The 20640-nt window shown below is 37.8% G+C and carries 20 protein-coding genes and 2 tRNA genes; 10 read left to right on the top strand and 12 right to left on the bottom strand.

The features are described from left to right. Positions 1-5 precede the first annotated feature (5 nt). Positions 6-1667 (bottom strand): energy-dependent translational throttle protein EttA, encoded by a 1662-nt coding sequence (gene ettA, locus OZX61_RS01285; protein ID WP_195771232.1) that lies wholly within the window; start codon positions 1665-1667, stop codon positions 6-8. A gap of 342 nt (positions 1668-2009) precedes the next feature. Between ettA and OZX61_RS01280 the strand changes: the two genes are divergently transcribed. Further along, positions 2010-2897 (top strand): SDR family NAD(P)-dependent oxidoreductase, encoded by an 888-nt coding sequence (locus OZX61_RS01280; protein ID WP_277095057.1) that lies wholly within the window; start codon positions 2010-2012, stop codon positions 2895-2897. Between the two features lie 42 nt (positions 2898-2939). Here OZX61_RS01280 and OZX61_RS01275 read toward each other — a convergent pair whose 3' ends face one another. Then, a complete protein-coding gene (locus OZX61_RS01275; RefSeq protein WP_277095056.1) occupies positions 2940-5282 on the bottom strand; it encodes a Tex family protein in 2343 nt (780 codons plus the stop codon). A 328-nt stretch (positions 5283-5610) separates the two neighbouring features. On the opposite strand from OZX61_RS01275, the gene ompR reads away from it, so the two are divergent. From ompR to OZX61_RS01255, 4 genes are all read left to right on the top strand, one after another. Next, a complete protein-coding gene (ompR, locus tag OZX61_RS01270; protein ID WP_195771235.1) occupies positions 5611-6372 on the top strand; it encodes a two-component system response regulator OmpR in 762 nt (253 codons plus the stop codon). 39 nt (positions 6373-6411) lie between these two features. Continuing rightward, entirely contained in the window at positions 6412-7821 is a 1410-nt protein-coding gene (locus tag OZX61_RS01265; protein WP_195771236.1) for an ATP-binding protein, read from the top strand. 153 nt (positions 7822-7974) lie between these two features. Next, complete coding sequence (locus OZX61_RS01260; protein WP_277095055.1) at positions 7975-9474, top strand: acetyl-CoA hydrolase/transferase family protein; 1500 nt, start codon at positions 7975-7977, stop codon at positions 9472-9474. A 73-nt stretch (positions 9475-9547) separates the two neighbouring features. After that, positions 9548-9967, top strand: a complete 420-nt coding sequence (locus OZX61_RS01255) for a GNAT family acetyltransferase (RefSeq protein WP_277095054.1) — start codon at positions 9548-9550, stop codon at positions 9965-9967. On the opposite strand, the gene OZX61_RS01250 is transcribed toward OZX61_RS01255, so the two are convergent. From OZX61_RS01250 to OZX61_RS01235, 4 genes are all read right to left on the bottom strand, one after another. Then, on the bottom strand, positions 9964-11307 hold the full coding sequence (locus OZX61_RS01250) for an Nramp family divalent metal transporter (RefSeq protein WP_195771239.1): 1344 nt from the start codon (positions 11305-11307) through the stop codon (positions 9964-9966). The two genes, OZX61_RS01255 and OZX61_RS01250, sit on opposite strands and share 4 nt — an antisense overlap. 179 nt (positions 11308-11486) lie before the next feature. Then, positions 11487-11562 (bottom strand) — tRNA-Phe (locus OZX61_RS01245). 123 nt (positions 11563-11685) lie between these two features. Continuing rightward, a tRNA-Phe gene (locus tag OZX61_RS01240) sits at positions 11686-11761 on the bottom strand. Positions 11762-11865: 104 nt separating this feature from the next. Continuing rightward, on the bottom strand, positions 11866-12249 hold the full coding sequence (locus tag OZX61_RS01235; RefSeq protein WP_277095053.1) for a GNAT family N-acetyltransferase: 384 nt from the start codon (positions 12247-12249) through the stop codon (positions 11866-11868). Between the two features lie 86 nt (positions 12250-12335). Here OZX61_RS01235 and hisB point away from each other — a divergent pair, with 86 nt between their 5' ends. The 4 genes from hisB to hisA all read left to right on the top strand — a co-directional run bounded on the left by hisB (position 12336) and on the right by hisA (position 15078). Continuing rightward, a complete protein-coding gene (hisB, locus tag OZX61_RS01230) occupies positions 12336-12932 on the top strand; it encodes an imidazoleglycerol-phosphate dehydratase HisB (RefSeq protein ID WP_195771241.1) in 597 nt (198 codons plus the stop codon). Further along, complete coding sequence (hisH, locus tag OZX61_RS01225; protein ID WP_277095052.1) at positions 12933-13550, top strand: imidazole glycerol phosphate synthase subunit HisH; 618 nt, start codon at positions 12933-12935, stop codon at positions 13548-13550. 33 nt (positions 13551-13583) lie between these two features. Further along, the gene (locus OZX61_RS01220) at positions 13584-14243 is read left to right on the top strand and encodes a DUF805 domain-containing protein (RefSeq protein ID WP_277095051.1); all 660 of its coding nucleotides are present in this window, start codon (positions 13584-13586) and stop codon (positions 14241-14243) included. Between the two features lie 109 nt (positions 14244-14352). Continuing rightward, the gene (hisA, locus tag OZX61_RS01215) at positions 14353-15078 is read left to right on the top strand and encodes a 1-(5-phosphoribosyl)-5-[(5-phosphoribosylamino)methylideneamino]imidazole-4-carboxamide isomerase (RefSeq protein ID WP_277095050.1); all 726 of its coding nucleotides are present in this window, start codon (positions 14353-14355) and stop codon (positions 15076-15078) included. Positions 15079-15113: 35 nt separating this feature from the next. Here hisA and OZX61_RS01210 read toward each other — a convergent pair whose 3' ends face one another. The 3 genes from OZX61_RS01210 to OZX61_RS01200 are packed head-to-tail and all read right to left on the bottom strand — an operon-like array spanning position 15114 to position 17098. After that, on the bottom strand, positions 15114-15506 hold the full coding sequence (locus tag OZX61_RS01210) for a hypothetical protein (protein ID WP_277095049.1): 393 nt from the start codon (positions 15504-15506) through the stop codon (positions 15114-15116). An 11-nt stretch (positions 15507-15517) separates the two neighbouring features. Further along, entirely contained in the window at positions 15518-16138 is a 621-nt protein-coding gene (locus OZX61_RS01205; RefSeq protein WP_195771246.1) for a DUF1294 domain-containing protein, read from the bottom strand. Between the two features lie 3 nt (positions 16139-16141). Then, positions 16142-17098: a homoserine kinase gene (locus OZX61_RS01200; protein WP_277095048.1), complete on the bottom strand. Its 957-nt coding sequence runs from the start codon at positions 17096-17098 to the stop codon at positions 16142-16144. A 100-nt stretch (positions 17099-17198) separates the two neighbouring features. Between OZX61_RS01200 and hisF the strand changes: the two genes are divergently transcribed. Further along, positions 17199-17960 (top strand): imidazole glycerol phosphate synthase subunit HisF, encoded by a 762-nt coding sequence (gene hisF / locus OZX61_RS01195; RefSeq protein ID WP_325775448.1) that lies wholly within the window; start codon positions 17199-17201, stop codon positions 17958-17960. A gap of 44 nt (positions 17961-18004) precedes the next feature. Here the strand turns inward: hisF and OZX61_RS01190 are convergent, their stop codons facing one another. Genes OZX61_RS01190 through OZX61_RS01180 form a run of 3 tightly spaced genes read right to left on the bottom strand, consistent with a single transcriptional unit; the run spans position 18005 to position 20627 of the window. After that, positions 18005-18754 (bottom strand): CDP-diacylglycerol diphosphatase, encoded by a 750-nt coding sequence (locus OZX61_RS01190; protein ID WP_195771249.1) that lies wholly within the window; start codon positions 18752-18754, stop codon positions 18005-18007. Between the two features lie 3 nt (positions 18755-18757). Next, positions 18758-20014 (bottom strand): phospholipase D-like domain-containing protein, encoded by a 1257-nt coding sequence (locus OZX61_RS01185; RefSeq protein ID WP_277095046.1) that lies wholly within the window; start codon positions 20012-20014, stop codon positions 18758-18760. Further along, positions 20007-20627 (bottom strand): MotA/TolQ/ExbB proton channel family protein, encoded by a 621-nt coding sequence (locus OZX61_RS01180; protein ID WP_195771250.1) that lies wholly within the window; start codon positions 20625-20627, stop codon positions 20007-20009. Before OZX61_RS01180 ends, OZX61_RS01185 begins: the two co-directional genes overlap by 8 nt. Positions 20628-20640: the final 13 nt, after the last annotated feature.

Genomic DNA, 20640 nt, shown 5'->3' with positions numbered 1-20640 from the left:
AGTAATTAGCCACCAATTTTTCTATATTTTTGACGCTTTGGTCGAGCTTCATCGCCCAATTTTTTCTTACGGAATGCTTCATATTCTGTATAGTTACCATCAAAGAATTCAGGACCTTCATCTTCAAAAGCAAGAATATGCGTTGCAATACGGTCTAAGAACCAACGGTCATGCGATACAACCATAACGGTACCAGGGAAAACTAAAATAGCATCTTCTAGGGCACGTAACGTTTCAACATCAAGGTCATTTGATGGTTCATCGAGTAAGATAACGTTTGCACCTTGCTGAAGAATTTTTGCAAGTTGTAAACGGTTACGCTCACCACCTGAAAGTTCACCAACACGTTTTTGTTGGTCTGAACCCTTAAAGTTAAAGCGACCAATATAAGCACGAGAAGCAATTTCGTAATCGCCTACACGTAAAATATCCAAGCCACCTGAAACTTCTTCCCAAACCGTTTTGTTATCATCTAACGTATCACGAATCTGACCTACATAAGCTACTTTTACAGAATCACCAACAGTAACCGTTCCTGAAGTTGGTTCTTGCTCGCCTGTCATCATACGGAATAGCGTTGTTTTACCTGCACCATTTGGCCCAACAATACCTACAATAGAAGCTGGCGGTACAGAGAAGCTAAGATTTTCGTAAAGTAAACGATCGCCGAATGACTTACTAATGTTATCAACTTCAACAACCTTGTTCCCTAAACGAGGGCCAGGTGGAATATAAATTTCTGAAGTTTCGTTACGCTCTTGGAATTCTTTAGAGTTTAACTCTTCAAAACGTTCCATACGTGCTTTATTTTTCTTTTGCTGACCTTTAGCATTTGAACGAACCCATTCAAGTTCTTTTTTCAATGCCTTTGCAAAAGACTCTTCTTGTTTGTTCTCTTGCTCTAAACGAGCATTCTTTTGCTCTAACCACGTTGTGTAGTTCCCTTGGTAAGGAATACCATGCCCACGGTCAAGTTCTAAAATCCATTCAGCAACATTATCTAAGAAATAACGGTCATGGGTAATCGCAACAATTGTGCCCGCAAAGTCTTTTAAGAAACGCTCAAGCCAAGATACAGACTCTGCATCTAAATGGTTTGTCGGTTCATCAAGTAACAACATGTCAGGTTTAGACAAAAGCAGACGACACAGTGCAACACGGCGGCGCTCACCACCAGAAAGTTTGTTTACGTCTGCATCCCATGCAGGTAAACGTAACGCATCTGCGGCTTGTTCCATTTGGTTGTTTAAATTATGTGCATCCCATGCATGAATAATTGCTTCAAGTTTTTCTTGCTCTTTCGCAAGTGCATCAAAATCGGCATCTTCAGCTGCATATTCAGCAAATACTTCGTCTAAACGCGCTAAAGCATCTAGAGGTTCACGTAGACCATCTTCAACGTTACCACGTACATCTTTGTTTGGATCTAAAGGTGGCTCTTGTTCAAGATAGCCAATTTTAATACCAGGTTGTGCACGTGCTTCACCAGAAAAATCTTTATCTACACCCGCCATAATGCGAAGTAGCGTAGACTTACCCGCACCATTTAAACCAAGTACACCAATTTTTGCACCAGGGAAAAATGATAAAGAGATATCTTTAAGGATTTCGCGCTTCGGCGGAACCATTTTAGATACTCGGTTCATTGTATAGATATATTGGGCCACGCGGACTCCTCAATTGAAAATAATGTACAGCTAAAAATATTTGAAACTATTATACCTAAAAGTACTCAGAAAATAAGGTGATTGCCTTTTTATTGTCATTGGTTCTATCACTTCATACCAACAACATTATTATTCAATATCATTGTGACAAAAGATTGTACTGTTTTCAAATCTGTTTAAAATATTCTCAACCTGAAAAATACGCATCTATTTTTCATATTTTGTCATTATCTCCTGTTGGGTTTTACGATATGCTTTCGTGATATCGCTGATACTTCTTATCATAGAAATCAGATGAAGATATTGTCTGCTCACCAACCATATGCGCCTAGGTACCATTTCGTGAAAAAAAAATTAGAGAATCTTTTTCAACAACGCGTTCAAGGAAAAGTTGCACTGATTACTGGGGCCTCAAGTGGTATTGGGCGTACAATTGCTCAACGCCTTGCTTCTGCAGGTGCACACGTTTTATTAGTAGCACGCACAGAAGAAAATTTACGTGAGGTACAAATAGAAATTGAACGTCTTGGCGGTCAAGCATCTATTTTCCCATGCGATTTAAATGACATGGATGCAATTGACCGATGCTCTCAGGAAATTTTAGCAAATATTGAACATATTGATATTTTAATTAACAATGCAGGACGTTCAATTCGTCGTGCCGTTGAAGAGTCCCTCGATCGTTTTCACGATTTTGAAAGAACCATGCAACTTAATTATTTTGGTGCTGTCCGTTTAGTACTGAACATCTTACCTCATATGATTAAGCGTCGTGATGGACATATTATTAATATTAGTTCGATTGGTGTTTTAGCAAATGCCACACGCTTTTCTGCCTATGTTGCATCTAAAGCTGCACTTGATGCATTTAGTCGCTGTCTTTCAGCCGAAGTACATGCACACAAAATTGCAATTACATCTGTATATATGCCGTTAGTACGCACACCCATGATTGCACCCACAAAAATTTATAACTACGTTCCAACACTCTCTACAGAACAAGCTGCAGATCTTATTGCATATGCTATTGTTAAACGCCCTAAAAGTGTAGCGACAAATTTGGGCCGTTTAGCATCGCTTACTTACTCAATCGTTCCGGATTTAAATAATAAGCTTATGTCTATTGGCTTTAACTTATTTCCAAGCTCTACAGCGTCCGTAGGTAAAAAAGAAAAATTAAACCTTATTAAACGCGCTTATGCCAAACTATTTCCGGGTGAGCATTGGTAATAAAAAAGCCTCCTAATAAGGAGGCTTTTTTATGTCAGTCAATTATTTTGACCCTTTAATTCCTGCTTGTAATAACAACGCACCTAAACCACCAATTTTTTGCTCTTGTGGTTTATCTTGCTTCGCACGTTTTGGTTGATCTTTACGTGGTTGTGCTGGGCGTTTGTGTTGTGGCTTACGTTGCTCATCTTGTCCCTTGTACTCGCGACGTGGCGGGCGCTGTGCTTTTACAGGAGCCTGAGCGCCTTCTGGACGCATGCTTAAATTCACACGCTTACGCTCTGCATCTACCTGAATAACACGTACTTGTACAATTTGACCTGGTTTTACAATCTTTTGTGGGTCAGCAACAAACTCATTTGCCAACTCAGAAATATGTACTAAACCATCTTGATGAACACCCACATCGACAAAAGCACCAAAGTTAGTCACATTTGTAACGACGCCCTCTAACTCCATACCTTCGTGTAAATGCGCAACTTCTGTTACATCTTCACGAAATTTAGCTGTACGGAATTCAGGACGAGGATCACGACCAGGTTTTTCAAGTTCGCTTAAAACATCTTTCACTGTTGGTAAACCAAATTTTTCACTTACAAACTGATCCGCATCAATTTGGCGAAGAATTTCAGTATTACCAATAATATCTTTTACAGTCGTCGACTTTGCAGCCACGATATCTTCAACTAGACCATAACTTTCAGGGTGTACAGCAGAAGCATCTAATGGTTGTTCGCCATGATGAATACGTAAGAAACCAGCAGCTTGCTCAAAAGTACGCTCACCTAAACGAGGAACTTTCTTCAAAACTTGGCGATCATTAAAAGGACCATGTTCTTTACGATATTCAACGATTTGTTGTGCAATTGCTTTATTCAAGCCCGCAATGTAACCCAATACAGCTGGTGATGCTGTATTTACATCCACACCAACAGCATTCACACAGTCTTCTACAACTGCATCAAGTGCTTTTGCAAGACCTGCTTGGTTTACATCGTGTTGATACTGTCCTACACCAATTGACTTAGGATCAATTTTCACAAGCTCTGCTAAAGGATCTTGTAAACGGCGTGCGATAGATACTGCACCACGAATTGAAACATCAAGCTCAGGTAACTCTTGTGAAGCAAGCTCACTTGCAGAGTAAACCGATGCACCTGCTTCACTAACTGTTACACGTGTCAGTTTAAGGTCGCTATTTTCTGCCATCATTTCAGCAATAATCGTTTCCGTCTCACGACTTGCCGTACCATTACCAATTGCAACTAAATCGACAGCATATTCACGGCATAAACGTGCAAGCTCCTCTTTTGCACCAGCTTTATCTTCTTTTGGAGCAAAAGGATAAACTGTACTATGTGCAACAACGTCACCCGATGCATTCACAACTGCAAGTTTTACACCTGTACGAACACCTGGATCTACACCCAGTGTACAGCGACCGCCAGCAGGTGCTGAAAGTAACAAGTGACGTAGATTTTCTGCAAATACTTGCATTGCTTCCGCTTCTGCAGCCAAGCGTTTTTCAGTCAGCAATGAGTGTTCGATTTGTGGTCTAATTTTACCTAACCAAAAAAGTTTTGCGGTCTGTTTTAAGAAATCTTGACGTGCTTGAGGTTGAATATTGTCTAAGGCATATTCTTGCTCAATACGTAATAATGGCGCTTCATCTTCACCATCTACTTTTAAACCCAATACGTTTTCTTGACGACCACGAAGCATTGCAAGTAAACGATGAGAAGGTACTTTGTTTAAATTTTCTGAAAACTCAAAGTAATCTTTAAACTTCTTGCCTACTTCACGCTTTTCATCTGAAGCAACTGCACTGTTTAAAACAGCCGTTTTAGAAAAAATCGCTTTTAAGTCGACAGATAGTGCAATATTTTGTGCCCACGTATCAATAATAATATGCTGTACAGCATCTAACTGGCTTTCTGCATCTGCATAATCTTCATGAGAGAAACCATCTAGTGCTTCTACAGGTACAATCTCTTCTTGCAAAATACGCTCTGCAATAGGCCCAAGACCTGCTTCTTTTGCTTTATACGATTTGCTCGTGCGCTTTGGACGATATGGCGCATAAATTTCTTCTAATGCATTTTTTGTTGTTGCAGTATTTACACGTGTAAGTAAATCATCACTCAATTTATTTTGTTCAGTTAAAGACTGAATGACTTTTTCACGACGCTCGTTTAAATCACGTAAATAGCTCAAACGTGTGTCCAGCTGACGAAGCTGCGTGTCATCCAAGCCTTGGGTTACCTCTTTACGGTAACGTGCAATAAATGGAACACTTGCCCCTTCATCAATTAAACGAATTGCGGCTTCTACTTGGTTCGGACGTGCGGCAAGCTCACTTGCCAACTGCTGAACGAGGTCAGTCATCGTATGGAATCCTACTTAAGGAACATAAACTAAAAGCAGAGATTATAAAGACCATGCTCGTAAAATCTACAGGTAGAAGCAGGATTTTTTAAATTTATCGCAATAAATATGCACTTATTTTGTTTTTAAATGTATTTCTAGGTATCTTTACCTTGAATATCGCTACTTTAACAACCACCTAAAGACATATAATGAAAAGTTATACAATCCGTCATGTCACTGTAGATATTTGTAAAATTAGGCAAATTAATACATAGCCATACACAGGTTGAAAGCATTATACTCAAACTATCTAATATTAAATAATTGATTAAAAAGGGAGCACTTTATGAGTTTAGTGGTACCTGCTGAAAACACGGAAAATGTTGTAGATACAGACCGTGTTGAACGTATTTTGGTAGTCGACGATGATGTACGCTTACGTACACTTTTACAGCGTTTTTTAGAAGATAAAGGCTTTGTCGTCAAAACAGCACACGATGCCACTCAAATGGATCGTTTACTTCAACGCGAATTATTTTCTCTTATTGTTTTAGACTTTATGCTTCCAATGGAAGATGGGTTAAGTATCTGTCGTCGATTACGTCAATCTAACATCGACACTCCTATTATTATGCTTACAGCTAGAGGAAGTGATTCTGACCGTATCGCAGGTTTAGATGCTGGTGCAGATGATTACTTACCCAAACCATTCAATCCAAATGAGCTACTGGCTCGTATTCGTGCAATTTTACGTCGCCAAGTCCGTGAAGTGCCAGGTGCACCAAGTCAGCAAATGGAAGTTGTCAGTTTTGGCCCTTGGTCATTAGATCTGTCAACACGTGCGCTTACACGTGAGGGTCAAGTAGTTACACTAACTACAGGTGAGTTTGCTGTACTCAAAGCATTGGTACAACACCCTCGTGAACCACTTACTCGTGACAAGCTGATGAACCTTGCGCGTGGCCGCGAATGGGGTGCAATGGAACGCTCTATCGACGTTCAAGTATCACGTTTACGCAGATTGGTTGAAGACAACCCAGCACGTGCACGTTATATTCAAACAGTGTGGGGCGTTGGTTATGTTTTTGTCCCAGATGGTGCAGAATAACAGCCACTGCTTTATATATGCTTATGCTAGGAAACTTAAGTGACACTTGATCCAATTAACCCTAAAGAACTCATTGATTCATCTGGTTACTACGCGCAAAAGCGTACCAAAATGGAAAAGTTTCTAGATAAAATTAAGCCACGTTCTGCGGCAATGCGAACAACTGTTTTGGTTGCCTCCGTGGTGTTCTTTAGCTTATTTATGTCACTTTGGTTTTTCTGGCGTACATTATATTTGCCTGAAATACAGCAACATGCACGCTATTTAGCCATAGAACTCGATATTATTCACAACCCCAACTTCACGATCTCTCATCATGGAAAGGATATCGATGTTGATACATGGTTATATCGTCGTTTGGGCGTGGAATACATTACGGATCCTAAGCAATATCCGAATGTACAAGAAAAATTAATTGCAGATTTTATTACAAGTCGAATAGAAAAACGCCTTGCTCAAGAGTTACAAGTGAATAGAGAGCAAGTGACTGTTTATTTTAAATTTAAGCCTTCACCAACAATTTGGGTACAAACACCCGATATGCATGGTCATTGGCTCAAAGAACCATTAACCACTTATGCAAACTATAAGCCAGAACTCATATTTGGTTGGCTCTTTGGTATTCCTATTCTGGCATTTATCATTATTCTCACATTAGTACGTCAGTTAAATCGTCCCCTCAAACGATTACAAAATGCGGCCAATGCCTATAGCCAAACAGGTACAGCACCTTATCTAACAACCAATCACGGCCCACTAGAAATTAGAGAAGTAAATCAGGCATTTAATCATATGGTCTACAATTTAGAGCAAATTGAAAAAGATCGTAAAATTATGCTTGCAGGTATTTCTCATGACCTAAGAACCCCTTTAACACGCATTCGACTAACAGCTGAAATGTTGCCTGATGCCTTCTTAAAAGAAGGATTAATCTATGATGTCGATGATATGGATGCGATTTTGAACCAATTTATTTCTTATATGCGCGATGGTTCGGATGAGATACTTTCAGATACAGACATTAACTGCCTTTTACAAGAATTAATTGTTCAGTTTAGTCCTTTAGATATTCGATTTACCCCAGAAGATATACCCGTCATTCAAGCACGGAGCTTATCTCTTAAACGACTCATTGGTAACTTAATTAATAATGCAAAACGCTATGGTGCAGAGCCTATTGAGGTTTCTGCACGAGTCAATCATAAGCAAATTGAAATTAGTGTTGCCGACCATGGTGAAGGCGTACCCAATGATCAAATAGAAGCACTCATGCAACCATTTGTTCGTGGAAATACAGCACGTACTATCCAAGGCAGTGGATTGGGGCTTGCCATCGTAAAACGTATTGTAGATATTCACCAAGGAGAGTTAACCTTAAAAAATCGCGATGAGGGTGGGTTTGAAGCAATAATCTCTCTTCCCATTCAAACAAAAAATGTAAAAACATAAATTGTCAGATTAAGAACGCTTTCAAAAGTTGCTATTTAAAATACATATATTTATTTTGGATTATTATACCTTAGACTAAGGTAGTTACATCGGTGAGTACAACAGCGTAAAATCGCTGATACAGGGAAAAAAATAATGTTTGAAGGGTTCAACATGTCATCTAATCGTATTCGTTTTGCGCCACTACAAGAGCGCGTTATTTCAGCAGAAGCAGCAGCAGACTTTATTCAAGATGGAATGGTTATTGGAATGAGTGGTTTCACACGAGCAGGTGAAGCAAAAGCCATTCCTTTAGCATTGACCGAAAAACATAATGATAAAGCACCTCAAATTACACTTATTACAGGTGCAAGTTTAGGGAACGACCTCGACAAGAAACTCACCGAAAAAGGTATTCTTGCCCGTCGTATGCCATTTCAGGTCGATACGACACTTAGAAAAGCGATCAATCAGGGACAAGTCATGTTTATCGATCAGCATCTTTCTGAAACTGTCGAACAAATGCGCGGCTTCACATTAAAAAGACCTGATATCGCGATCATAGAAGCTATTGCTATTTCAGAAGATGGTTTGATTATTCCTACAACATCCGTTGGTAACTCTGCGAGCTTTATTGAGTTTGCAGATAAAATTCTTATTGAGATTAATACTTCAGTCAGCCCAACCTTAGAAGGTTCACATGATATTTATACTCCTTCAGCACGACCAAATCGTACCCCTATTCCACTAACACAGGTAGACGACAGAATTGGTACAAAAGGGATTCCTTTTGACCCAAATAAAGTGCTTGGTATTGTATTTAATGACTTGCCTGATTCGCCTTCGACAGTAACAGATCCTGATACTGAAACCCAAGCAATTGCAGATCACCTCATTCAGTTTTTTGAAAATGAAGTAAAAACTGGATATTTGCCTAAACATCTTGCACCTTTACAAGCAGGTATTGGCTCAATTGCAAATGCAGTATTAACTGGATTTAAAGATGCACCTTTTGAAGATTTGGTTATGTATTCAGAAGTATTGCAAGACAGTACTTTTGAGTTAATTGATGCAGGAAAAATGAAGTTTGCATCTGGGTGTTCGATTACGCTTTCTAAGAAATGTGGTGACCGTGTCTTTAATAATCTAGAAAAATACAAAGATAAATTTGTACTTCGCCCACAAGAAATTTCTAACCATCCAGAGATTGTACGTAGACTCGGTATTATTAGTATCAATACTGCTTTAGAGTTCGATCTTTACGGTAATGTAAACTCTACACATGTAGGTGGTACTAAAATGATGAATGGCATTGGAGGATCAGGCGACTTTGCTAGAAATGCACATTTGGCTATTTTTGTTACGAAATCTATTGCAAAAGGTGGGGCAATTTCTTCGGTAGTTCCAATGGTAAGTCATGTAGATCATACAGAGCACGACACAGATATTCTTGTTACAGAACAAGGCTTAGCAGATTTAAGAGGCCTCGCTCCTAGAGAGCGCGCAAAAGTCATTATTGAAAACTGTGTTCATCCTGACTACAAAGAAATCCTCGAAGATTATTTTAACCGCGCATGCGAAAAAGGTGGCCACACACCACATCTTTTAAAAGAAGCAATTGAGTGGCATACCAATTTCGAAGACTATGGTTCAATGAAACCCAACAAAAACTAAACGATAAGGTAAGTCGCCATGATTTTTTCTTACATGGCGATCTTTCATACTAAATATTACTGATGTGGTTACTATGTTTATTATTAGAACAATTGAAAATAAAGATATAGATACAGTCGTTGAATTATGGGAAATCTGTAATATTACGCGTCCATGGAATCATCCTGAAACAGATATTTTTAGAAAAATGAATCAAAAAGATGATTTATTCTTAGTTGCAGAAAAAGATAACAATATTATTGCTTCCATTATGGGAGGATATGATGGACATCGAGGTTGGATTCACTATCTTGCAGTACATCCTGACCATCAGCGTCTAGGTATAGCCACAGCACTTATACAGAATATTGAAAAAAGACTTATTGCTATTGGCTGTCCTAAAATTCAACTCATGGTTCGACCAGAAAATACATCGGTTATTCATTTTTATGAAACATTAGATTTCGAAGAAATTGAAAGCGTCTGCCTAGGCAAACGCTTAATTCAGGACTAACCGAATAATTTATTAGCAGTTTCAATAATAAGTTGAATATTTAACCCCACTAATAGCGTAGTAGAAATAACACCTACAGCAATCGTTAGTTTTGAATTAACAAATTCTCCCATCCACTTCTTATTCGATGTAATCCAAATTAATGGGATCATTGAGACAGGCAGAGCAATACTTAGAAATACTTGTGAATAAATAAGTAAGCCTTCGATCACATCTTCACGATCTCCCCAAAAATAAATTGCTAGAAAAATAGGTAATGTTGCTAAAGCACGTGTAATAAACCGACGTAACCATGCAGGTACTTTCAAGTTAACAAAGCCCTCCATGACAATTTGTCCAGTTAAAGTGCCTGTAATCGTTGAGTTTTGTCCTGAAGCCAATAATGCAACTGCAAATAATGTCGCAAGTAACCCACTGGCTATACTTCCAACAATCGCAGGATTTTCTAACGCATGATATAACTGTGAAAACCGCCCTAACTGTTCAGGGTCATGACCAAAAAATAACGCAGCGCCTAGAATTAGTAGTAAGCAATTAATCACAAAAGAAAATGTTAACTGTAAATTTGAATCGAAAATTGAAAACTTAATTGCATCTTTAATCCCTTCTTTAGTTTTACGATCATATTGACGCGATTGTACTAAAGATGAATGAAGGTAAAGATTATGAGGCATAACAGTTGCCCCCACGATTCCTAAAGCAATAAGCAGTGCAGAATCTTGACCAGACAAAGAAGCAGTAAATATTTCTTTTTGTGGAATAAATCCACGTACAATGTCACCCAAATGAGGTGAAGCGAGCATGACCTCATAGGCAAAAATGAGAAATATGGTCAAAATAAGTGTAAATACAAAAGCTTCAATCTTGCGTAAACCAAAGGATAAACACAACAGTAATAAGAAGACATCAAATAAAGTTAACAATACCCCTAGCATTAATGGCATGCCAAATAATAAATTAAGGGCAATTGCTGTTCCAATCACTTCTGCAACATCGGTTGCCATAATAGCAAGCTCAGCAATAACCCATAAAATAAAAGCCCCTTTCTTTCCTGTCAGTGTTCGAGTTGCTTGTGCCAGATCCATTCCTGTAACAATACCAAGTTTACTGCACATGGCTTGCAATAGCATTGCAATCAAGCTTGAAAGCAGAATTACTGACAATAAAAGATATCCATACAGTGCCCCACCCTGAATAGAAGTAATCCAGTTACCAGGATCCATATATCCCACTGCAACAAGCGCACCTGGCCCTGAGAATGCAAACAGTTTTCGAAAAAAAGAAGCATTGGAGCTGGGTATAGGTACTGTATTATTGACTTCTTGAAGACTTTTCGTCATTTTCTCTCGCATTTTCATCAATACCTTATATCATTATTAATATATTTGAAAATGATTATCATTTAAATAATTTTATTGTATTTCTCTATCTAGATTTTAATTTTTTTACGATCCTGACTATCTACTATAACAATAAGCATAAAAAAAGCCCCAGTAAAATACTAGGGCTTTTTTGAATATGGTGGCGTGAGGCAGGATCGAACTGCCGACACACGGATTTTCAATCCGTTGCTCTACCTACTGAGCTATCGCGCCAATGGGTGTATTAAGCCTGAAACAGGTACACAAGTCAATAAAAAATATTCATAATTCAATCAAGTGAACATTCTTTATTCAAAAAAAATCCCTGATGGGACCAGGGATTGAAAACACAAATTTTGGTGGCGTGAGGCAGGATCGAACTGCCGACACACGGATTTTCAATCCGTTGCTCTACCTACTGAGCTATCGCGCCGATGTGGTGCGTATTAAACAGCTTCATGACATTTGCGTCAAGTACTTATTAAAATATTTATTACAAATGATTATTTTTAAACCCAATTGAGTTATATATGAACATCATTTAGACAGCAAATCGAGGATTCGTTTAATTGCTACACAGCCAGGAGTAAATAAAGTATGTGGATTATGCTTTTTTTCCATAAAACATACTTCTGAAATTAGCCTTTGAGCAACTCCTCTTCCCCTATTGGCAGGATGTACAACAATATATTTTAAAATACGCTTAGAATTCGCTTCATCTCTAAAGCACCAAATTGCCGCAATAATTTTGGTATTAAATTCTGCTGTATACAATAATGTTTGCTTGCCTATCGTTTTTTTTAATTCGTGAACAGCTTCTATACCATTAGAAAACTCAGGACTCGTCATATAAAGCTGTTCTAATTGCCTTTCTATTTCTTTATTTTCTAAAGAAGAATAAGGATGAATGGTGATAGGCATTGATTAACCCTCCTGAGCCATCTAATATTGCTATAGTAAATACAGCCATTGTTATTAAAACCAGCCATTTATTAAGGAATGTGTCCATGACGACTCAACGTATCAGTGAAGTAGTGAGAAACACCAACGAAACTAAAATTCGTGTTCGTGTAAACCTCGATGGTACAGGTCAAGGCACTTTAAATACTGGTGTTCCTTTTTTAGATCATATGATCGATCAAATCAAGCGACATGGTCTATTTGATATAGATATACACTGTGATGGCGATCTTGAAATTGATGACCACCATACAGTAGAGGATTGTGGCATTACACTTGGCCAAGCTTTTGCACAAGCACTTGGTGACAAAAAAGGGATCCGTCGCTATGGTCACTTCTATGCACCACTTGATGAGTCTCTTTCTCGTGTTGTCGTAGACATTTCAGGACGTCCGGGATTATTTATGGACATTCCTTTTACACGCGCACGTATTGGAACATTTGATGTTGATTTGTTCTCAGAATTCTTCCAAGGATTCGTAAACCATGCATTAATGACGCTGCATATTGACAATCTAAAAGGAAAAAATAGTCATCATCAAATCGAAAGTACATTCAAAGCATTTGCACGTGCTTTACGTATGGCATGTGAACAAGACCCACGTGCGGCAGGTACAATCGCATCAACAAAAGGAAGTTTATAAATGACACGTATAGCACTTTTGGACTATGGCATGGGTAATCTACACTCTGCTGCAAAAGCTTTAGAGCATGTGGGTGCAAGTGTAGATGTAACCAATGATCCAAAACTCATTGCACAAGCCGACAAAATCGTTTTTCCTGGTGTAGGTGCAATGCGTGACTGTATATTAGGTATGCAAGATGCTGGCATTGATGAAGTCATTAAACATGCTGCTTTTAATAAGCCCGTTTTAGCGATTTGTGTGGGTATGCAAGCCCTGTTACAGCAGTCTGAAGAAAATGGCGGTAGTAATGCATTAGGTATCTTTGAAGGAACGGTAAAACGCTTCCCAGACATAGATCAGCTTAAAGTACCACATATGGGGTGGAATCAAGTTCATCAAAATGAGCCAGACCATCCTATGTGGAAAGATATCTCACAAGATTCACGTTTTTACTTTGTACATAGTTTCTATGTCGAACCTAAAGATACGAGCACAGTAGCTGCTACATGCAATTATGGTTTAGATTTTTGTGCAGCAATTCATAAGGAAAATTTATTTGCAACACAATTCCATCCTGAGAAAAGTCATACCGCTGGCTTACAGTTACTTAAAAACTTTGTAGAGTGGAATATTTAAACTAAAGATTTAGAACAATATAAAGAGGCTAAAATGGCCTCTTTATTATTTTATTTTGATAAAAAATTAACATATAATAACAAAAATGCAAAATATAGCACACAAATGACCACTGAAGTTTCTCAAAATCCTTCTTCTACCAATGATGAAAAAGTACCTAAAATATTTTCACGTAAAGGCCGTCTAGGAAGACTTTCTTTTGCAGCATGGTACGGTTTAGTCGGTAGTATATTTGCTTTACTTATTTTTCCAATTCTATTTCGTTGTTTATCTAGTAATTCTTTTCATAATCATCATCCTGACTTCACTTATAACCTCATTTTCCCAATAATTATTTTTTTTATTTTTGGTATTATCCTGTTTTACTTATATACGGTACTAAGTATTAAACGTGTACATGATTGCAATCAAAGTGGATGGATGGTTTTATTAAGTTTCATACCTATTGTTAACATTTTATTTTCTATCTATTTATACTGTGCTGCTGGTACTAGCGAAGCAAATCAGTATGGCAATGTTAGAGAAACAAAGGCATGGGAAAAGTATTTAGGATGGTTCTATATTGTCGTTCTACCACTATTTTCCTTATTGTTTACAGGAGTGATATTTTTTCTATCAGACGATCAAAGATATATACTTCTTACTCACGTAATTACGTTCTACTTTCATTACCTTGAAATCTTCTTCTTTTAGCTTGGTTATTTTATTGCAATCTAAATCTGCTTTTTTCATAGACAACAACAGATAGTTTGCTAATATCAAAGCATATTTACGACTTTAACTGAGAACAAGGTGCGACAGCATGTTAATTATTCCTGCAATTGACCTCAAAGATGGAAAGTGTGTTCGACTCAAACAAGGACGTATGGAAGACGATACCGTTTTTTCTGATGATCCTGTAGCAACAGCAACGCATTGGGTGAATGAGGGTGCACGTCGTCTCCATCTTGTAGATTTAAATGGTGCTTTTGCAGGCACACCTATTCATAAAAATGTTGTTGAAGCAATTGCTAAAGCACACCCAGAACTACCTATTCAAATTGGTGGTGGTATTCGCTCACTAGAAACTATTGAGCATTACTTAGAGGCGGGGGTATCTTTTGCTATTATTGGTACAAAAGCAGCAAAAGAACCTGAGTTTGTAGAAGAAGCATGTAAAAGATTTGCTGGACATATTATTGTTGGTATAGATGCTAAAGATGGCTATGTAGCAACAGACGGTTGGGCAAATGTACTTGATGTAAAAGCAACCGACTTAGCAAAACGATTTGCAGATGCAGGTGTTTCAAGCATTGTCTACACTGATATTGCACGTGATGGCATGATGCAAGGTGTGAATATGGAGCAAACTATTGCTCTTGCCGATTATTGTGGCATTCCTGTCATTGCATCTGGTGGTGTAACCAATATAGATGATGTACAAAGATTAAAAGGCCAACACGGCATTTTAGGTGCAATTACAGGTCGCGCAATTTATGAAGGTTCATTAAACCTACGCGAAGCACAAATGCTACTCGATAGTAAATAAAAACCATAAAAAAGAGGTCAAATGACCTCTTTTTTTTATGAGTACATGGCTCTATTGTCATTCAATACAATTAAGCCTCGAACAGCTCTATAAATAATCCAAAACCATGCAATAACGACAACTGCCATCCAAATCACTAATCCTACAGGACCGACAACATCTTGTGAGTCTGCGCCATTGGTGGTTATTAAAAATATAAAAAGTGGAACAGCACCCAAAATATTCCAAAGTAGGTACCACCAAACTGTACGAATTTGCCAAGTAAAATGGCTTTCAAAGATTGTTCCTTGTACATCTTTTCTTTTTACATAGTTAATAATAAGTGCAACAACTGCCAAAATACCTGCAGAAAAAATGGCAGCTATATACAAAATGTAGAGTACAAAAGTAAGTGTTTTGTCTGACTTAAACTGTGCATCAAATGACATATATCCCTCTTCTATTGTTCTAATAAGATAAGCATACCTATAGTAAACAATATATTAATGACAACAGTACAGAGGAAAATCTTTTTAAACGGTTGCTTTTGTGTTTTATGTCTGAACTTTTGTTGCGCAAACCACGCAAAAGTCCAGCCACCTAACAATGCAAGGAGATGCAAAGTCATCTCAGGTATACGTTGCTTTCCTCGTTGTGATGCAGTTTTATCACGGCGATATGCCAAATAAGTAATAGCATTCACTAAGACAAGCCATAAGAAATAAAACTGCGGTAACTTTCCAACGTTCAGTAAGACAAAGAGAATGAGCCAATACAGAATAATACCTATGGTCATTTTGTCCAAAGTTGAATTTTGCTTAGAAAATGACTCGATGCGTGTATTTAGTGGCTTATGAGTTTGAGACGCCTTTAAATAAATAACATCTTTTGCACGTATACGCCCTTTCGCATCAACAACCACTGCATAATCTAATGCACATCCAATCAAAGGCCGTGGTCCTTTTTTTGCAAAATCTTGAATATGCAAAAATACCTTATGCTCTTTTTGGTGGTCTGACTGAATAAAACCATAACCTTTTTCATCAAACCACTCAGTTAAACGGCCTTGATCTCTCTTCATTACTTATAGCTCAGTCACATGTGCTAAACGTTCAATAAGCATTGCGCGCATTTGAGCAGGATCTTTTTGAAAAACATCATCACCTCCACGCCCTTCTAAACGATTGAGTCTCGCTACGTTTAAACGTAATAACCAGAAACGACAAGCCATCATCGCCAGATAGACGTTCATACACATTCGCTCATCTTCACTAAGCGGACGAATCATTTCATATGTTGTTAAATATGCATCTACACGTGATTGATCTAAAGAAACATCCGGATATTGCGTGCAAAAATCATTAATCGTAATGGCAATATCAAAGAGTAGCTCATCAAAATTTAACTCAAAGAAATCTAAAATTCCTTCTAACCGATCTCCTTCAAACAAGGTATTATCACGAAATAGATCCGAGTGAATCCAACCTTGTGCGCGATTTGGATATTGTTTTTGGTACTTCGCAAAAATTTGATAAACACGCTCAAACAATGCCGCATCTTGCTCAGACATTTCTTCTTTTTGTAATGTCTTCCCAATATCTGTCCAATAAATATGGCCACGACTATGACTACGCGACAAAGGAAAATCTTGTAGCGCGACATGCAATTTTGCTTGTGCGATCGCTATTTGTTTCACTTGCTCGACAGTTGCTTCTTCAGGATGTTCACCCCAAACACGTGGAGCAATTTGTGCAGGCTTACCTACTAAATAATGAATCGCCTTTCCACTATGTTCTAACGGCGCAGCAACAGGTACATCATGTTGTTCTAATTGTTTTAAAACAGGGACTAATTCACCCGCACTTTGCTCAGTTTCATTTTCAAAAACCGTTAAAACATATTGCGTCTCATCTTTACAAATAATAAAGTAGTTTGTGTTTTGAATACCACCTTGAATGGGAACAAGTGCAATAACATTTAAACCATAGGCCTCAGCAAACTGCTGGACTTCATCAACATTCAACGGTGTGTAAACAGACATAGAAAACCTGCGTGAAACAAAATAAGCTTGATAGAATACATGAAGTTTATCAAGTTTGTAGCCCTTCACGGGAACTTTATTTATAGACCATTGGACTACCATTATGCTTGCAAAACGAATCATCCCTTGTTTAGACGTAGATAACGGTCGTGTTGTTAAAGGCGTTCAGTTCTTAGACATTCGTGATGCAGGTGATCCTGTCGAAGTTGCAAAGCGTTATAACGAACAAGGTGCAGATGAAATTACCTTCTTGGATATTACAGCAACGCATCATGGTCGAGATACTACATATCGTACTGTAGAGCGTATGGCTTCTTCTGTATTTGTCCCACTCACTGTAGGTGGTGGTGTACGTAAAGTCGAAGATATTCGCTCACTTTTAAATGCAGGTGCAGACAAAGTAAGTATTAACTCTGCTGCTGTATTTAATCCTGAATTTGTACAAGAAGCCTCTTCACGCTTCGGTGCGCAATGTATTGTTGCCGCAATTGATGCAAAAAAAGTTGCAGAGAACAAATGGGAAATTTTTACCCATGGTGGTCGTAAAGCAACTGGAATAGATGCTATAGAGTGGGCTGTAAAAATGGCAGATTACGGCGCAGGTGAATTACTCATTACAAGTATGGATGCAGATGGTACAAAAGCGGGCTATGACATTGCGCTTATGCGTGCCATTAATGATCGAGTTTCTATTCCAACCATTGCATCAGGTGGTGTGGGCAATTTACAGCATTTAGCAGATGGTATTTTACAAGGTGGTGCTGATGCTGTTCTAGCAGCAAGTATTTTTCACTTTGGCCAACATACAATTCCTGAGGCAAAAGAATATCTTGCCGCACAAGGCATAGAAATGCGAGTTTAAAAATCGAGTGCCATAACACTAGATGTGATGGCACTTCCATTTATTTAATGAGTCACTTGACACTCGGTATCTTGTACTTCTTCAATTGAACCTAAGTTCATTTCTAATACATTAAACTTCGTTGCAAGTAATATTGCCTCATTATTCTCTATAGAAACCATTGCTAGACCATAGTCACCCATTTTTGTCTTTGGCTGTGTTTTTACATATTGCTCTAGCTGTAAAAATGGACTTTGCTCATCTAAATCAGCTACCTTTATTTTCTTAGCAATATACGTATGACCCAAAAGTTTATCGGGTAAAATAGACCATTGCTCACGAATATCTGAGCGATATTTTTGAAGTACTGTATAAACATTTTCCTTTAAACATGATGAATGTATATGCAATTGATCTTGTGTACGTCCATGCGAAGAGTTCACAGAAAAAGAAAGATACTTCGGATCAATTTCTTTCTTATTTTGCTGATTCAAAATTTGGGCATTTACCCAAGCATCATGAAAGTAATTTGGTGTTTGCACATTCAATAGTTGTACATCTTCAATACCAGTCACTTTTTGTGTAGGGATAATTAAAGTCTGTACAGGCCCTTTAATATCACGCAACACCACATAGCCTTCTTGTCTATTAATTACAAGACAATCGCCTTTCAGATCTTGGCTTGTACCACAACGTTCATTTACAATTTGCCAAAGTACATTTCTATTTGAAACCACTTTAGAAACTTGTTGGCATCCGAATGCACTAAGCATTACAAGTCCCAACAGGGTATAAATCCAGTGTTTATATTGCATGATTTACTCTTTTGCTGGGTTTACTCTCATATACTTTTTTTGAACATCAATATTTTGTGCATAAGGGCTTGTCCAAAGTTGCTCATATAGCATATCTAAACGCCTTGCCATATGCTCATCATTCAAGACAACTTCTAAATTTCTTGAACTGTCAAAATAACCACCGCTCCAATTCGATGTCCCTACCCATGCAGTATGATGGTCTATTGTCATATATTTACTATGAACAACGCGTGCAAAGGGAATAAAACCTTGTTTGCTCTTAGGAATCGTCACAATTTTAATATGAATATTGGGTATAAGTGCCAAGCTTTTTAACCATGATAGATCGGGCTCTTTCACATTCCAATCAGCCACCATTAAATTAACTTTTACCCCTTTGGCTGCAGCTGCACGCAGGCTATTGTCAATTAATGGATAAAACGCTCTTTTCCCTTTTGTCTCTGTAAAACTAAGTGGAGAATACTGCATCACCTGTATGTTTATTTCTGACTGTGCAGTTGCTATCAATTTTGGAAAAGCTTCTTCAGTAATATATGTTTCATTTGGCGTTACCTGCGCAGGACTGGCCAGTAAGTAACTTTCTTTCTTCGGATCATTTAAAATCTGATGCTGAGAAAATGTTTCAATCGCTTTTCCCTGATGAATACGTGCTTGGTTTATCCAGTCCACCTGAAAAATACGGGCTATTTGTTGAACAAGATTTATTTGGTGAATCGCTAAACCTGTTTCATGAATATGCGTCAATGCTCTCCAATCAAAATTTTGGCTTCCAACAAAAGCTACTTTATCATCTACAACAAAATATTTTGCGTGAATAATTCCATTTTCAATTTTAGAAAAATCCATAATTCGTAATTCTAAATGAGGAATTGCTTGAATTCGCTGAATTGTTTCTGGATTAGAGATATCCACTCCTTTCTGATCCAATAAAAATCGAATTTTTACACCACGCTCACCAGCTTGATGCAATGCATTGAGTACCTGATCTAAACTAGAATTTGACTGGTTATAAACATAAAATTGCGCGATATCAATACTATGTTTTGCTGAAGCAAACATTTCTTCCCAAACGACTGCTGCACTACGTAGATCATCATTTTGTAACTGTGTTTCTACGGGTGTATTTACAACCAATTCCACCCCTTCAGACTGAAATTTGGCATAAGATGTATGTGTTGTCATAAATATAGATAAAATACTAAAAAAGCCCAAACGACACAGTCGTCTGAGCTCTTGAGATGAATTACAACTAAGCATAACGCTTTTCATTAACGACTTCTGGCTTTGCTAATTTTTTCTCTTTACTGACTTGAATGAGTAAAATTTTTGAAAGCTCGTTAATTTTTTCAATACGACTACCTAAGAAATTATTCGCGATTAATGCAATTAATGCAATCGCAATACCTAGTCCTGTGGCATACAGTGCTGTACCCATACCACCAGATACTTTACTTGCATCTGAGGTACCCGATGCAGCAAGCGCATGGAATGTATCTACAATACCAAGAATGGTACCTAGAAGACCCAATAAAGGTGCAGCAGTCACAATCGTTTCTAAAATCCAAATACCTTTATTTAAGGCGCCTTTACTTTGTAAGTATTGTTGTTCTATAACATCTGACTTTTCATTTTCAGACGAAAAGTGTGTAGTGAGTAGAGGCTGAATTAAAGCATATGCAGGATTCTTGTCTTTCTTATCAACTTGCTGTTCATCAATTTTTGCATCACGTTGTAATTGATCTTTTAGCTTTTTACTCTGTTTCAATGTCCAAGAGAAGTAAATCACTCGCTCAATAAAAATAACAGCCAATACAACCAAAGAAGCGTACATCACGTAGAAAATAAGATTATGGATCAGTTCAGCATTCATTTTAAGTTACCTT

Source organism: Acinetobacter sp. ESL0695 (assembly GCF_029392135.1).
Classification (GTDB): domain Bacteria; phylum Pseudomonadota; class Gammaproteobacteria; order Pseudomonadales; family Moraxellaceae; genus Acinetobacter; species Acinetobacter pollinis.
The sequence above is the reverse complement of the archived record's forward strand: the minus strand, read 5'-3'. Positions and strand labels throughout refer to the sequence as shown.

Excerpts from the sequence above, each read along its gene's own strand:
- OZX61_RS01235 (WP_277095053.1), bottom strand. The coding sequence starts at position 12,249 with ATGCCTATCACCATTCATCCTTATTCTTCTTTAGAAAATAAAGAAATA.
- OZX61_RS01205 (WP_195771246.1), bottom strand. The coding sequence starts at position 16,138 with ATGAAGAGAGATCAAGGCCGTTTAACTGAGTGGTTTGATGAAAAAGGT.
- hisB (WP_195771241.1), top strand. The coding sequence starts at position 12,336 with ATGACGACTCAACGTATCAGTGAAGTAGTGAGAAACACCAACGAAACT.
- OZX61_RS01200 (WP_277095048.1), bottom strand. The coding sequence starts at position 17,098 with ATGTCTGTTTACACACCGTTGAATGTTGATGAAGTCCAGCAGTTTGCT.
- hisH (WP_277095052.1), top strand. The coding sequence starts at position 12,933 with ATGACACGTATAGCACTTTTGGACTATGGCATGGGTAATCTACACTCT.
- OZX61_RS01260 (WP_277095055.1), top strand. The coding sequence starts at position 7,975 with ATGTCATCTAATCGTATTCGTTTTGCGCCACTACAAGAGCGCGTTATT.
- OZX61_RS01210 (WP_277095049.1), bottom strand. The coding sequence starts at position 15,506 with ATGTCATTTGATGCACAGTTTAAGTCAGACAAAACACTTACTTTTGTA.
- ompR (WP_195771235.1), top strand. The coding sequence starts at position 5,611 with ATGAGTTTAGTGGTACCTGCTGAAAACACGGAAAATGTTGTAGATACA.
- OZX61_RS01190 (WP_195771249.1), bottom strand. The coding sequence starts at position 18,754 with ATGCAATATAAACACTGGATTTATACCCTGTTGGGACTTGTAATGCTT.
- OZX61_RS01255 (WP_277095054.1), top strand. The coding sequence starts at position 9,548 with ATGTTTATTATTAGAACAATTGAAAATAAAGATATAGATACAGTCGTT.
- OZX61_RS01185 (WP_277095046.1), bottom strand. The coding sequence starts at position 20,014 with ATGCTTAGTTGTAATTCATCTCAAGAGCTCAGACGACTGTGTCGTTTG.
- OZX61_RS01250 (WP_195771239.1), bottom strand. The coding sequence starts at position 11,307 with ATGACGAAAAGTCTTCAAGAAGTCAATAATACAGTACCTATACCCAGC.
- hisA (WP_277095050.1), top strand. The coding sequence starts at position 14,353 with ATGTTAATTATTCCTGCAATTGACCTCAAAGATGGAAAGTGTGTTCGA.
- OZX61_RS01220 (WP_277095051.1), top strand. The coding sequence starts at position 13,584 with ATGGCCTCTTTATTATTTTATTTTGATAAAAAATTAACATATAATAAC.
- OZX61_RS01275 (WP_277095056.1), bottom strand. The coding sequence starts at position 5,282 with ATGACTGACCTCGTTCAGCAGTTGGCAAGTGAGCTTGCCGCACGTCCG.
- OZX61_RS01180 (WP_195771250.1), bottom strand. The coding sequence starts at position 20,627 with ATGAATGCTGAACTGATCCATAATCTTATTTTCTACGTGATGTACGCT.